13 protein-coding genes are annotated in these 13,096 nt (G+C 55.4%); 9 read left to right on the top strand and 4 right to left on the bottom strand.

Going from position 1 to position 13,096, the window contains the following annotated elements:
• Positions 1-172: 172 nt before the first annotated feature.
• From EDF81_RS03675 to EDF81_RS03660, 4 genes are all read left to right on the top strand, one after another.
• Positions 173-976 carry a YdcF family protein gene (locus EDF81_RS03675; protein ID WP_123346355.1) on the top strand — a complete coding sequence of 268 codons (804 nt, stop codon included), beginning with the start codon at positions 173-175 and terminating at the stop codon, positions 974-976.
• 199 nt (positions 977-1,175) lie between these two features.
• On the top strand, positions 1,176-2,615 hold the full coding sequence (gene aldA, locus EDF81_RS03670) for an aldehyde dehydrogenase (protein ID WP_123346353.1): 1,440 nt from the start codon (positions 1,176-1,178) through the stop codon (positions 2,613-2,615).
• A 136-nt stretch (positions 2,616-2,751) separates the two neighbouring features.
• On the top strand, positions 2,752-3,282 hold the full coding sequence (cybB, locus tag EDF81_RS03665; RefSeq protein ID WP_123346351.1) for a cytochrome b561: 531 nt from the start codon (positions 2,752-2,754) through the stop codon (positions 3,280-3,282).
• Positions 3,283-3,470: 188 nt separating this feature from the next.
• Entirely contained in the window at positions 3,471-4,796 is a 1,326-nt protein-coding gene (locus tag EDF81_RS03660; RefSeq protein ID WP_123346349.1) for an MFS transporter, read from the top strand.
• Between the two features lie 36 nt (positions 4,797-4,832).
• Here EDF81_RS03660 and fhuE read toward each other — a convergent pair whose 3' ends face one another.
• The gene (fhuE, locus tag EDF81_RS03655; RefSeq protein ID WP_123346347.1) at positions 4,833-6,995 is read right to left on the bottom strand and encodes a ferric-rhodotorulic acid/ferric-coprogen receptor FhuE; all 2,163 of its coding nucleotides are present in this window, start codon (positions 6,993-6,995) and stop codon (positions 4,833-4,835) included.
• Between the two features lie 271 nt (positions 6,996-7,266).
• Between fhuE and EDF81_RS03650 the strand changes: the two genes are divergently transcribed.
• Positions 7,267-7,482, top strand: a complete 216-nt coding sequence (locus EDF81_RS03650; RefSeq protein WP_123346345.1) for a DUF6500 family protein — start codon at positions 7,267-7,269, stop codon at positions 7,480-7,482.
• Here the strand turns inward: EDF81_RS03650 and EDF81_RS03645 are convergent.
• On the bottom strand, positions 7,475-7,690 hold the full coding sequence (locus EDF81_RS03645; RefSeq protein ID WP_123347666.1) for a DUF6434 domain-containing protein: 216 nt from the start codon (positions 7,688-7,690) through the stop codon (positions 7,475-7,477). The two genes, EDF81_RS03650 and EDF81_RS03645, sit on opposite strands and share 8 nt — an antisense overlap.
• Positions 7,691-7,748: 58 nt before the next feature.
• Entirely contained in the window at positions 7,749-7,994 is a 246-nt protein-coding gene (locus tag EDF81_RS03640) for a hypothetical protein (protein ID WP_123346343.1), read from the bottom strand.
• 285 nt (positions 7,995-8,279) lie between these two features.
• On the opposite strand from EDF81_RS03640, the gene EDF81_RS03635 reads away from it, so the two are divergent.
• Positions 8,280-8,828: a hypothetical protein gene (locus EDF81_RS03635; RefSeq protein WP_148049904.1), complete on the top strand. Its 549-nt coding sequence runs from the start codon at positions 8,280-8,282 to the stop codon at positions 8,826-8,828.
• 252 nt (positions 8,829-9,080) lie between these two features.
• Here the strand turns inward: EDF81_RS03635 and EDF81_RS03630 are convergent, their stop codons facing one another.
• Positions 9,081-9,428, bottom strand: a complete 348-nt coding sequence (locus EDF81_RS03630; protein WP_123346339.1) for a DUF6404 family protein — start codon at positions 9,426-9,428, stop codon at positions 9,081-9,083.
• A 152-nt stretch (positions 9,429-9,580) separates the two neighbouring features.
• Between EDF81_RS03630 and EDF81_RS03625 the strand changes: the two genes are divergently transcribed.
• From EDF81_RS03625 to EDF81_RS03615, 3 genes are all read left to right on the top strand, one after another.
• A complete protein-coding gene (locus tag EDF81_RS03625; protein WP_123346337.1) occupies positions 9,581-9,856 on the top strand; it encodes a metal/formaldehyde-sensitive transcriptional repressor in 276 nt (91 codons plus the stop codon).
• Between the two features lie 52 nt (positions 9,857-9,908).
• Positions 9,909-11,027: an S-(hydroxymethyl)glutathione dehydrogenase/class III alcohol dehydrogenase gene (locus EDF81_RS03620; RefSeq protein ID WP_123346335.1), complete on the top strand. Its 1,119-nt coding sequence runs from the start codon at positions 9,909-9,911 to the stop codon at positions 11,025-11,027.
• 155 nt (positions 11,028-11,182) lie between these two features.
• Positions 11,183-12,874, top strand: coding sequence for a methyl-accepting chemotaxis protein (locus EDF81_RS03615; RefSeq protein ID WP_123346334.1), 1,692 nt, complete (start codon positions 11,183-11,185; stop codon positions 12,872-12,874).
• The last annotated feature ends 222 nt before the right edge of the window (positions 12,875-13,096 follow it).

Below are 13,096 nucleotides of genomic sequence, written 5' to 3'. Positions count from 1 at the left end.
GGGGCGAATATTGAATCACAAACGTTATAGTTAGGGGGCTAAGGATTCTACAGCCAGCATTGCTGACATTTCAAGTGTATATGATAATCCACGCGGCGCTTTAGGAGCACTCTACTGGGCGAAAAAGGCTGAACCGGTAGCATGGTCCGGGTTTGTTGTATAAGGAGGAACTATGTTCGCGACCGATTTAATCCAGTTGAATGATAACACGCGTCTGGCGGCGAATCTGCTTGGTCGCTGGCTCGCACAGCAGGAGACCACCGTTCCACCGGTGCTGACTGACAACGACGTCATTGTGCTGGCCGGTAACGCCGCGATCCCGACCATCGACGCGGCCTGTCAGCTGGCGGCATCCTCCGGGGCACTGCTGGTGATTAGCGGCGGAATTGGACACTCCACCACCTTTCTCTATGCGGCGGTTGCCCGCCATTCGCGCTACCACACGCTGCCGACGACCGGGCTGGCAGAGGCGACCATTCTGGCGGATATCGCCCATCATTTCTGGCAGATCCCCCGGGAGCGTATTCTGTGCGAGACGGCGTCCGGCAACTGCGGCGAAAATGCCCGCTTTACCCGAACCCTGCTGGAAGCGCAGGGCATCACCCGGCCGCGTGGCGTGCTGGTCCAGGATCCGACAATGCAGCGTCGTACCCTGGCGACCTTTGCCCGCGTCTGGCGCGATATCGGCGGCGCGGAGAACTGGCGCAGCTGGCCGGGCTTTGTGCCGGTGCTGGAGCAGGGAGAAAACGGGGCGGTGTTTGCGGGCGATCTGGAGGGGCTGTGGGCGGTGGAGCGCTACCTGTCCCTGATCATCGGCGAGCTGCCGCGCCTGCGCGACGATGCCAGCGGATACGGGCCGCAGGGCCGTGATTTTATTGAGCATATTACGATCCCGCCGGAGGTCGAGGCCGCCTGGCGCACGCTCTGTGAGGATCAAAGCCTTCGGGCGCTGCCGGGCCTGCGGGCACTGGCGTAAAGCGATGCCCGTTTGCGCGTTGTCCGGCGCAAACGGGCATTTTATGTTGCCTGAATGTAACGTTTCGCCAGGGATATCTGGCTACATTCTATGAGTTGATTCACAAAAAACGACCATAAGGTTCGCTATCCGTCCTTCTGACTGCAATTTTTAACAGCAATTTCACCTGCTAAAAACAATGCAATTACAGGAGCGGATCATGACGGCAACCGTGCAACACCCGATGTATATCGATGGTCAATTTGTTAGCTGGCAGGGCGATGCCTGGATCGATGTCATTAATCCGGCCACTGAAGCCCTGCTGTCGCGTATTCCGGACGGCACAGCCGCCGAGGCGAAGCGGGCGATTGATGCTGCGGAGCGCGCCCAACCGGCCTGGGAAGCGCTACCGGCCATCGAACGTGCGGGTTGGCTGCGCAAAATTGCCGCCGGTATTCGCCAGCGTGCGGCGGAAATCAGCGCGCTGATCGTCGCCGAGGGCGGCAAAATCCAGCAGCTGGCGGAAGTCGAAGTGGCCTTTACCGCCGACTATATCGACTATATGGCCGAGTGGGCGCGCCGCTACGAGGGCGAGATCCTGCAAAGCGACCGTCCGGGGGAAAATATTCTCGTCTTTAAACGGGCGCTTGGCGTCACCACCGGCATTCTGCCGTGGAACTTTCCCTTCTTCCTGATTGCCCGCAAGCTGGCTCCGGCGTTAATTACCGGCAACACCATCGTCATTAAACCCAGCGAGTTTACGCCGAACAATGCCATTGCCTTTGCGCAGATTGTTCATGACGTTGGCCTGCCCAAAGGCGTCTTTAACCTGGTCCTGGGACGCGGTGAGACCGTCGGCCAGGAGCTGGCGGGCAACCCGAAAGTCGCCATGGTCAGCATGACCGGCAGCGTCGTCGCCGGGGAAAAAATCATGGCCGCCGCGGCAAAAAATATCACCAAAGTGGGGCTGGAGCTGGGCGGTAAAGCCCCGGCGATTGTGATGGATGATGCCGATCTCGAGCTGGCGGTGAAGGCCATCGTCGACTCAAGGGTGATTAATACCGGACAGGTCTGTAACTGCGCCGAGCGCGTCTATGTGCAGAAAGGCATTTATGACCGCTTTGTTAACCGGCTGGGCGAAGCCATGAAGGCGGTACAGTTTGGCGATCCGGCGCAGCGCAACGATATCGCGATGGGGCCATTAATCAACGCCGCCGCGCTGGCGCGGGTTGAGGAAAAAGTCGCGAAGGCGGTGAAAGAGGGCGCGCGAGTGGCGCTCGGCGGCAAAGCGCCGGATGGTCAGGGCTATTTCTACCCGCCGACGCTGCTGCTGGACGTGCGCCAGGAGATGTCGATCATGCACGAAGAGACGTTCGGCCCGGTTCTGCCGGTAGTGGCCTTTGACACGCTCGATGAGGCGTTAAAAATGGCCAACGACAGCGACTACGGCCTGACCTCATCGGTCTATACCCAGGATCTGAACGTCGCCATGAAGGCGATCAAGGGACTGAAGTTCGGCGAAACCTATATCAACCGCGAAAACTTTGAGGCGATGCAGGGCTTCCATGCGGGCTGGCGCAAATCGGGGATCGGCGGTGCCGACGGGCGTCACGGCCTGAACGAGTATCTGCAAACTCAGGTAGTGTACCTCCAGTCCTGACGGTGTAACCCCCGGCCATTGCGCCGGGGTTCCTGCCTTTTCCGATGACGGTCTGACAATCTATACACAAAAATTAATGAATTTTGCCGTAAAGCCCGCTATGTTGGCACCGTCTCGTTTTATTGCAGGAAATGCTATGAATAACAAATACTCCGGATTGCAAATCACAATCCATTGGCTGGTTTTTTTACTGGTGGTTGTGACCTATTGTGCAATGGAGTTTCGCGGTCTGGCACCGCGCAGCTACCGTCCGTGGTTTAATATGGTGCACGTCTCCTGCGGGATCACCATCCTGGTGTTGATGGTCACGCGTCTGCTGGTTCGCCTGAAATACCCCGCGCCGCCGATTGTGCCGAAGCCAAAACCGATGATCATCGGGATGTCGCACCTGGGTCATCTGGCCGTCTATCTCCTGTTTATCGCGCTGCCGGTGATTGGCCTGGTGATGATGTACAACCGTGGTAACCCCTGGATGGCCTTTGGGATGGTGATGCCGTATGCCACAGAGTCGGATTTCGATATCGTCGACGTGATGAAAGAGTACCACGTGCTGCTGGCGAATCTCGGCTACTGGCTGATTGGCGTTCACGCCCTGGCGGCGCTGATGCACCACTATTTCTGGAAGGACAACACCCTGCTGCGAATGATGCCGAAAAAGCGAGGCTAACCGCAGCACACTGAAGAATGCCCCGCGTCCGCGGGGCTTTTTTTTGCCGGAAGCTTATAAACTGTGATCGTAGCGGCTGTTTATACGTGTCGATCCTGCGATGCATCACATTTTAGCATCCCCGTACTGGTCGTTATTCCATCGCCGGGTGTAGATGTATATCTATAATAGAAACACGGAGAGCGATAATGACCCAGAGCACACAGCAATCCCTTGATACAACCACGGCCAGTGGTGAAATCACGACGGCCCGCAAGCTGCGGAAGGTGCTGCTGGCGACCGGCGTCGGCCACTTTGTGGAGTGGTTTGACTTCGGGCTGTACGGCACGCTGGCGGCGATAATCGGCCTGCAGTTCTTCCAGGCGGGGGACCCCAGCGTAGCGCTGCTCTCCTCCTTTGCCGTCTTCGGTGCGGGCTTTGTGATGCGCCCGCTGGGCGGGCTGTACTTCGGGTCGCTGGGGGACAGAGTGGGGCGACAGAAGGTGCTGGCGACGGTGATCCTGCTCACCTCCGGCGCGACCTTTGTGATGGGGCTGTTGCCGACGTATCACCAGATTGGGATTACCGCCACGGTGCTGCTGGTGATCACCCGCCTGGTCCAGGGCTTTGCCGCAGGAGGAGAAACCTCCGGGGCGACCACCTATCTGGCGGAATTCGCCCCGGACAAGCGTCGGGGCTACTTCACCTGCTGGATCGACAACTTCGGTTTTATGGCCTTTGTCGCCGGGTCCGGACTGGTGTTTTTACTCACCGCCTCGCTGGGCGAAAGCGCCATGAATGACTGGGGCTGGCGCATCCCGTTCTTGATCGCCGGGCCGTTGGGCTGGATTGGGCTCTATCTGCGAACCCATCTGGAGGATTCCCCGGAGTTCCGGGCGGTGGTGGAGAGCGGAAAAGCCGAGGCTGCACCACTCCGGGCAGCCGTGACCAAAGCCTGGGCCGCGCTGCTGTTCTGCGTCGGGTTTGTCGTGCTGAAGGCCGTCGGTCACTGGACCCTGCAAACCTTTATGCCGGGCTACCTCTCTACCGAACTGCACTTTTCAAAGCTAAACTCTTACGCCATCACGACTATCGGCCTGTTCGGGATTGCCGTGCTGGTGCCCTTTATGGGCTATCTGTCGGACCGCTACGGACGTAAGCCTCTGATGCTCAGCGGCTGTGCAGGTTTCATCCTCTTTAGCTATCCGGCAATGATGGTGATGGCGCAGGGCGATATGCTGTCTGCGGTGCTGGCGATGCTGCTGCTCGGGGCCTTTATTGCCGCCTTCGACGGAGCCTGTAGTGCGGCCATGGCGGAGCTGTTTCCGTCCGGCGTGCGCTACGGCGGACTGTCTATCGCCTATAACTTCTCGGTGGCCTTCTTTGGCGGGATCACGCCCTGGTTCTCCGTCTGGCTGATTACCGCCACCGGGAATAAATTCTCTCCGGCGTTCTATATTATGGGCGCGGCGCTGATTACCTTCCTGACGGTGCTCAGAGCGAAGGAGACGGCGGGCAAGCCGCTGAAGCGTTAAAGAGGATGCGCCGACGATCGCGTCGGCGCGCTGTGATTAAAATGCGTAAGAGACATTCACCGAATAGTTACGCGGTGCGCCATACACGTTGTAGGTGCCAAGCCAGGTATCATAGGTACGATCGAACAGGTTATCGACATTGGCCTGAACGCTAATCTGTTTGTTGACCTGGTAACGGGCGAAGAGGTTTGCCAGCGGGTAGCTGCTCTCATATACGCGGGTCTTGCCGTTCGGGCCGGTGACATCCTGGAAGGTACGGTTTTGCCAGGTCGCGCCGCCGCCGACGGTCAGCTCAGGCAGCATCGGCAGCCGGTAGCTGGAGAAGAGCTTCAGCTGGGTCTGCGGCATATAGCTGTTAAAACGACCGGTCGAGTCCGTCGCCACAAAGCGCGACGCGCCGAAGGTGAGCTGCAGGTTGTCGGTCACGGCACCGTTAATCTCCAGCTCAGCCCCTTTGCTGACCGCGCCTTTCGCCGCACGATACGCCTGCTCGCTGGTGCCATTCACGCTCTTGTCCCCGTCGGCCTGACCGACGTTTTCCTGCTCAATACGGAACACGGCCACCGTGGCCGTCAGACGGCCATCCAGCCAGTCGGACTTGAGGCCAGTCTCATAGTTGTTTCCGGTAACCGGCGACAGATAGCTGCCGCTGGCATCGCGGCGGGTCTGCGGCTGAAAAATCGAGGTATAGCTGGCGTAGGCTGACCAGGTATCATTGATGTCGTACACCATCCCGGCGTAGGGGGTGATATTGTTTTTCGCCATATCACCGCTGCTGCCGTTGGTACGCCAGCGGGTATAGCGGGCACCGACGATCAGCGACAGCGGGTCAGCCAGCGAGAAGCGGGCGGCGGTATAGGCTGAACGCTGGCGGATAGTATCGTCCGAACTCAGGGTCCACTCACCCCACGTCGGTTCCGCCATCGAACCATCCCAGTTATTGGTGTCGCCTATTGTCGCGCTATCTATGAGTGCGTTTGAACCGTAGTAGCGATTCATCTGGCGGCTGTAGCTGATACCAGCCATCAGCTCATGCTGGCGACCGAGCAGGGTAAAGGGACCGCTGGCGTAGGTGTCCACCGAGTCCATTTTGCGTTTGCCCTTATCCTGACTGCCGAAACCGTCACGTCCAATCCCCGTCTGCTGGTCCGGATAGCCGGAGGGATAGAGCAGTTTTGAATCGAGGGTCGATTCCGCATGGGTGCCATTAACGCTGAGACTCCAGCCGTTATCGAAGCTGTGCTTAACGCTGGCAAACACCTTGCGCGAATCATTGTAGTAGCGGGCCCAGTCGGCCGCCGGGTTGCTGCTGCGGCTGAAGTTAGCCCGCTCGCCGTTGCTGTACCAGGTGGTCAGGCCGCCCCAGGTGGGGTTGCGGGTGGTGGTTTCCTGAAAATCATAGCCCAGCGAGACGGTGGTGCGGTCGGTCAGATCCGCATCCAGCACGCCGTAGAGGAACGTCTTACGCTTATGGTAGCGATCCAGCCAGCTGTCCTGATCCTGATAGCCTGCGACCACTCGCCCGCGAACGCTACCCGTCTCATTCAGCGGGGCAGAGAGATCCGCCACATAGCGCTGTTTATCCCAGCTGCCATAGCTGGCATCGACCTTGCCGGTAAATTCGCGGCTGTCCGCATGTTTACGTACCATATTGACCGATGCTGCCGGATTACCGGCCCCGGTCATCAGCCCGGTCGCGCCGCGCACCACCTCAATACGATCGTAAATAGCCGTATCGCCCGCCGCATCGCCAAAGTTCCAGGCTTCATTCACCGTGGTCGGGATATCGTCAAAGGTATAGTTGTTAATCTGGAAACCACGGGAGTAGAAACTGGAGCGCTCGCTATCGTAGATATTGGCCGACACGCCGGTGGTGTTTTTCAGGGCATCGCCTATCGACTGTAGGTTTTGATCCTGCATCCGCTGTTCCGTGATTACGCTGAGCGACTGGGGAATATCCCGCGGCGCCAGACGCATTTTGGTTCCTGCGCGAGTGGTTTTCACCGTGTAATCCTGCGAGCCGCTCTGCGTATCGTCCACGCTGGCTTCCACGATAATATCCGGCTGCTGAGTAGACTCTGCGGCAAGGGCAGGGTGGAGAAGGGTATGCACGGCGAGGGCCAACAGTGAAAGGGTAAAGGTTTTTTTTACGGCTGACGCGGATAAACGGGCGTCCAGCTCCTTGCTATCAAAAGACATAAAGCGCGTTCCCATCAGGTAATTTGTATAGCAGCAATGCTGCGCTAATCGTTGTTAGTCATTCCCATTCCGCAGCAGGTTGGGCAGAACCCATCAGACACACTTATAAATGAGAAGGCTAATGATAATCATTCTCTTTAATTGTGTCGCGATGTGTCTTGCACTAAATGTAACTAATTATTTCTATGAGATGGGTGAAGCCATGGCTGACAGGTGGCCTGGTTTTATATACAGTGGTTTTCTATGCGGCAGGGATCCCTCAGGAGAACCAATGAGAGCAAGTATTAAGGCTAAAATCATCAACGTTTGTGATGCGAAAATTGCCGCGAAAGGAAACGGTGTAGGGCTGTCGTTTTATGCATTCTTCGCCAATAAAAATGACGACCCGGAATTGCTGATGGAAGTAGCCCACTGGTGGATTATGGAAATGAAGCTGGACCATTTTGAGAAGGCGGAGAAGATAAAGGTGTTGGTGCTGGCTATGTAGCTAATCCTTGCCTGCGCTGCCACTCATCGACCACATCGCCCAAATTTTTGGGGGTATCATCGCGAATCCAGGCCATGAACTCGCGATCGAAACGGAAATGCTCACCGCACTGATCCATCATGAAACGACGAACGTTTTGCGTGTTTTTGTAGTTTTTATCTACGGCAGTTGAACGAGTAAGCAATGCGCTGTGCCAGTCGGTTTTCAACGTCTTAACTCCCGGATTGTTCATTCGTTAAAAGTAGCAACTTAATCTGGTGCGGGGATTACCAGTACCCTAAGCCCCTCATTAAAAGCCAGGCTGAGAAACCCACCATAGCAGTGCCACCAGTGATGTAAAAAAAGACATTAACGTAAAAGCCAATATCGCCCCGGTAATAGTAATCTTTCACCGACGAGCCTTTTCTGCTTTCAACAATCACGCCTGTCTGAGCTCCTCTGATGCCATGTAACAGCATCAAGATAGCCGTGATAAAGATTATGCAGGACAGCGCCACTGTCTTATAGTCCATGTTCATTTCCTTATGTCGGCAGACATCATTAATGTTGTCAGTGTGCGAGCAGCGGGCATCACAAATGCGATGGCTCGTTAGGTCAGATATCTGAAAGCACGTGGCCCGTCTGGACAGGATACTTACAATACGGCCTGGAAGGTAGTATGCGCCCGGTTGTGACTGTTACGATAGCGCGGTTGCAGCGTGAAGTGGTTAACGGTAACCTGGCATCGCAAAGTGGGTTGATGACAACGAAGCCACGTTTAAGAAGTTTCATAGCCACATTTGATTTTTGTAACTTATATGGCACGAATCACCATTGGGGAATATCTTAAGGGATTACATATGGTTAGGGCTTTGCTGATTAGTGTTTTTTGCTTAATTTTAACAGGGTGCGGATTGACTGAATCCCATTCGAAAAATGATCATGAATTTCTGATTACCCCTGGTGTCGGCATAAAAAACCTCTCTTTAAATGACTCCATTCAATACGCCAAAACCCAGTTTTCCAGCGAGTTTGTAACAAAGGGGAGTTACTTATTCCTTCCCGCGAAGGGATTAGATGTTTCATATGGAGAGGATGGCAGAATAAGGGCGATTTTCCTCTACTACAAGCTGCCTGGATATGTGACTTTTGACGGTGTAACCGATAAAGGTATAGGAAAAGAGAGTTCAATAAATGACGTTCTTAAGGTTTATGGGCCACCTACTCGTGAAGGCAATAGCATCATCTCGGCGTTCGGTTCAGTTCCTGGCGCTCATGAACATACTATCACTTATGCCCATCAAGGAATCGAATTCACTTTTTGGGATAACAAACTCGCAGACATTAGAGTGATTACGCCTGAATAAACATGATCCAGATGGTATTCACGCATGAATTATGCTGACTGAAATGCAAAGATTTAGACTGGATTAACACATTATGGGGGTTGTCTGGCGGCCTGGGAATTCCAGGGTATGCATTTGGAGAAGAGTGTTCTACAGCGGGTCATGTGCCACTGGGGAAATGAATTTTCTGCTCCCCGCTCAGCGGACCCTCAGTGCCACGCACTTTCGTGCCAGAAGCAGCATCTAAACGATGCTGCGTCGTTTATAAGTCAATCACAGGTTTTTCCATTCCGGCAGGCCATTGACCTTTCTACGCCACCCATGAAATGCGGCCATTCCTGCGCCAAATAAAACCCCGCAGAAAAGACTCCTGAGTATCGCCAGGGAAGGTGGGACGCCCATCCCTTGCCATGTGGCAGACCACATCGCGAGTCCCCATACAAAACCAAATCCAGACCCCATGATTACTGTAATTTGCCAGAATGACGCGAAAGGTAAGGGTGGGATCTTTAGCCCTAATTTCCATAATCCACGCAGCGCAGGCGGAGCATAGTTACTGCGCCACATGTTTTTACTTTCCATAATGGCAAGTGCGCGTTCCTTTTTTCGCTCAAAACTCATCTTTTCCTCCTGGAATGGCACATAGACTGTGTGTGGGACCTGTTTGCCTTCGCCCGGTATCTTTACGCAAAAGAGACGGGCTGAGTCCGTCGTATTTACAACGCCTCTTAATTTAAGTACCATACCCCCCTATAGTATCAAGGAGCCACCCGATGCCACATTCACCTGAAGATAAAAAGCGCGTTCTGACTCGCGTTCGCCGTATCCGCGGGCAGGTCGATGCCCTTGAACGCGCCCTCGAATCCGGGGATCCGTGCCTGACCATTCTGCAGCAGATAGCCGCCGTTCGCGGGGCGGCTAACGGTCTGATGGGCGAGATGGTCGAAATTCATCTTAAAGACGAGCTGGTGACCGGTGATACTACGCCGGACCAGCGGGCGGTAAGAATGGCGGAAGTCGGCCATTTGCTGCGTTCTTATCTAAAATAAATCTAACCATTCACTCTCTACGAAAACACTCTCTACAAAAAGGGAAGACACTATGAAATCACGTGCAGCCGTCGCCTTCGGTCCGGGTCAGCCGCTGAAGATTATTGAAATTGACGTCGCACCGCCGAAGAAAGGCGAAGTGCTGGTAAAAATCACCCATACCGGCGTGTGCCATACGGATGCCTTCACGCTCTCCGGTGACGATCCGGAAGGCGTGTTCCCGGCGGTGCTGGGCCACGAAGGCGGCGGTATTGTGGTTGAAGTCGGTGAGGGCGTAACCAGCCTGAAGCCGGGCGACCACGTTATTCCGCTGTACACCGCCGAATGTGGCGAGTGTAAGTTCTGTAAATCCGGTAAAACCAACCTCTGTCAGGCGGTTCGCGCCACCCAGGGTAAAGGTCTGATGCCGGATGGGACCACCCGTTTCTCCTACAATGGCGAGCCGATTTTCCACTATATGGGCACCAGTACCTTCAGTGAATACACCGTTTGCGCGGAAATCTCCCTGGCGAAGGTAAACCCGGAAGCTCCGCTGGATCAGGTTTGTCTGTTGGGCTGCGGCGTGACCACCGGGATCGGTGCGGTTCACAACACGGCGAAAGTCAAAGAGGGCGATACCGTAGCGATCTTTGGCCTCGGCGGTATCGGTCTGGCGGCGATCCAGGGCGCGGTACAGGCGAAAGCTGGTCGTATCCTGGCGATCGACACCAACCCGGAGAAGTTCAAGCTGGCCCGCGAAATGGGCGCGACCGACTTTATTAACCCGAAAGACTACGATAAGCCGGTTCAGGACGTCATTGTTGAGATGACCGACGGCGGCGTAGATTTCAGCTTCGAATGTATCGGTAACGTTAATGTTATGCGTGCCGCGCTGGAGTGTTGCCACAAAGGCTGGGGCGAGAGCGTGATCATCGGCGTGGCCGGTGCCGGTCAGGAGATCAGCACCCGTCCGTTCCAGCTGGTGACCGGTCGCGTATGGCGCGGTTCTGCATTTGGCGGCGTGAAAGGGCGTACTCAACTGCCGGGTATGGTGGAAGATGCGATGGCGGGCAAAATTAAGCTCGACCCGTTTATTACCCATCGTATGCCGCTGGAGCAGATCAACGAAGCCTTTGACCTGATGCACGAAGGTAAGTCGATCCGTACAGTCATTCATTTCTCCGATAAATAACTCATCTGCCAGCGGTTTTTCCGCTGGCTTTTTGCATTTATTTGTAGCGAACTGTGATGCACATAACGATCTTGTCCATAAGATAATGCGGAAATCTGTCGATAACGATTTGATGGGTGAATGTGTTCATATCTTACAGAAGAGAGTCGACTACCATGGACAACACAGCAGCAACACTCAAGCCGCAGAAGCTGAGTTTTTTGCATCACATTCGTTTGGTTCCACTTTTCTCCTCCATTTTTAGCGGTATTTTATTGCTGTTTGCTCTGAGCTCCGGTCTGGCCGCGTATTACCTGATGGCGGGTGATAACGATCAGCGCGACGTGACTGAAGAAATTCAGGTACGTATGGGGCTTTCCAACAGCTCAAATGAGCTGCGTTCTTCGCGTATCAATATGATCCATGCCGGTGCGGCCAGCCGTATCGCCGAAATGGAAGATATGAAGCGCAATATCGAAGAGTCCGAACTGCGTATTAAGCAGGCACAGGATAACTTCAACGCCTATATGAATCGTCGGGTAAAAACCCCGGCTGATGAGGCTCTGGACGGCGAGCTGAAAACCCGCTTCGATGCCTATATGGCCGGTATGCAGCCGATGTTGAAATATGCCAAAAACGGCATGTTTGAAGCCATCATTAACCATGAAAACGAAGAAGCGCGTCCGCTGGACGCCGCCTATAATGAAATCCTCCTGAAGGCCGTGGACATCCGTACCGCCCGCGCCAATGCGCTGAGCGCCGCTGCCCAGCAGCGTTCTCAGACCGGGATGATCATTATGGTTGTGGCCTTTGGCGTGGCGCTACTGCTGACGCTGATGACCTTTGTGGTGCTGCGTCGTACGGTGATTAATCCGCTCCAGCGCGCGGCGAAACGTATTGAGATGGTGGCGAAAGGCGACCTGACCATGGGCGATGAGCCGACCGGACGCAGCGAAGTGGGTCGTCTGAGCCACGATCTGCAGAAAATGCAGCATTCGCTTTCCGGCACTGTCGGCACCGTGCGCCAGGGTGTGGAAGAGATCTATCGCGGTACCAGCGAAATCTCCGCCGGTAACACCGACCTCTCGTCACGTACCGAGCAGCAGGCTGCGGCCATCGAGCAAACCGCTGCCAGCATGGAAGAGCTGACCGCGACGGTGAAACAGAACGCCGACAACGCCCATCACGCCACCAAACTGGCGGAAGATGCGTCTCATAAAGCCAGCCACGGCGGCCAGATCGTCAGCGGCGTGGTGAAAACCATGAGCAATATTTCCACCAGCTCGAAGAAAATCTCTGAAATCACCGCGGTGATTAACAGCATTGCCTTCCAGACTAATATCCTGGCGCTGAACGCCGCGGTGGAAGCCGCCCGCGCGGGTGAACAGGGGCGTGGTTTTGCGGTGGTGGCCAGCGAAGTCCGTACTCTGGCAAGCCGCAGCGCCAACGCGGCAAAAGAGATTGAAGGGCTGATCAGCGAGTCCGTTACGCTGATTGAGCAGGGCTCAAATGAAGTCGTCTCTGCCGGCGGCACCATGACCGAAATCGTCGCCGCCGTTAAACGTGTGACCGATATTATGCTGGAAATCGCGGCGGCCTCCGACGAGCAGAGCCGGGGTATCGAGCAGGTCGGCCAGGCCATCACCGAGATGGATAACGTCACCCAGCAGAACGCCTCGCTGGTGGAAGAAGCGTCCGCTGCCGCTGCATCCCTCGAAGAGCAGGCGGCGCGTCTGACCGAAGCGGTGGGTACATTCCGTTTGCAGGGCGGGGTGAAACCACGTCCGGCACAGAAAGCGGCTCCGGCAGCAACTTATACGCCACAGCGTCCGGCGCTGGCGGATGGGGATAACTGGGAAACGTTTTGAGTCGGGTGCCCGGTGAAATGAGATAAGCGTGGATGGCAAACCTATTGGGGGTTTGCCATTTTTTTTGGGGGATTGTGGGACTGGTGGATGCCTGGGAGGAGGGCTGTATTGGCAAGGTCGGCTTTGAGCGAGGTGCAGACATTCAATCGTTATCACCAAATGTCGTTGTAGTGTTCAGAACCTGAAAAAACAGCAAGGTTTAAGGCCATTCTGAAATTGAAT

Origin of the sequence: Enterobacter sp. BIGb0383, from assembly GCF_003751845.1 — a bacterium.
Taxonomy (GTDB): domain Bacteria; phylum Pseudomonadota; class Gammaproteobacteria; order Enterobacterales; family Enterobacteriaceae; genus BIGb0383.
Note: the sequence above shows the minus strand (reverse complement) of the source record. Positions and strands in the feature narration are given on the sequence as shown.

Excerpts from the sequence above, each read along its gene's own strand:
- EDF81_RS03650 (WP_123346345.1), top strand. The coding sequence starts at position 7,267 with ATGAGAGCAAGTATTAAGGCTAAAATCATCAACGTTTGTGATGCGAAA.
- EDF81_RS03620 (WP_123346335.1), top strand. The coding sequence starts at position 9,909 with ATGAAATCACGTGCAGCCGTCGCCTTCGGTCCGGGTCAGCCGCTGAAG.
- EDF81_RS03630 (WP_123346339.1), bottom strand. The coding sequence starts at position 9,428 with ATGAGTTTTGAGCGAAAAAAGGAACGCGCACTTGCCATTATGGAAAGT.
- EDF81_RS03615 (WP_123346334.1), top strand. The coding sequence starts at position 11,183 with ATGGACAACACAGCAGCAACACTCAAGCCGCAGAAGCTGAGTTTTTTG.
- EDF81_RS03635 (WP_148049904.1), top strand. The coding sequence starts at position 8,280 with ATGGCACGAATCACCATTGGGGAATATCTTAAGGGATTACATATGGTT.
- fhuE (WP_123346347.1), bottom strand. The coding sequence starts at position 6,995 with ATGTCTTTTGATAGCAAGGAGCTGGACGCCCGTTTATCCGCGTCAGCC.
- EDF81_RS03675 (WP_123346355.1), top strand. The coding sequence starts at position 173 with ATGTTCGCGACCGATTTAATCCAGTTGAATGATAACACGCGTCTGGCG.
- aldA (WP_123346353.1), top strand. The coding sequence starts at position 1,176 with ATGACGGCAACCGTGCAACACCCGATGTATATCGATGGTCAATTTGTT.
- EDF81_RS03625 (WP_123346337.1), top strand. The coding sequence starts at position 9,581 with ATGCCACATTCACCTGAAGATAAAAAGCGCGTTCTGACTCGCGTTCGC.
- EDF81_RS03660 (WP_123346349.1), top strand. The coding sequence starts at position 3,471 with ATGACCCAGAGCACACAGCAATCCCTTGATACAACCACGGCCAGTGGT.
- cybB (WP_123346351.1), top strand. The coding sequence starts at position 2,752 with ATGAATAACAAATACTCCGGATTGCAAATCACAATCCATTGGCTGGTT.
- EDF81_RS03640 (WP_123346343.1), bottom strand. The coding sequence starts at position 7,994 with ATGGACTATAAGACAGTGGCGCTGTCCTGCATAATCTTTATCACGGCT.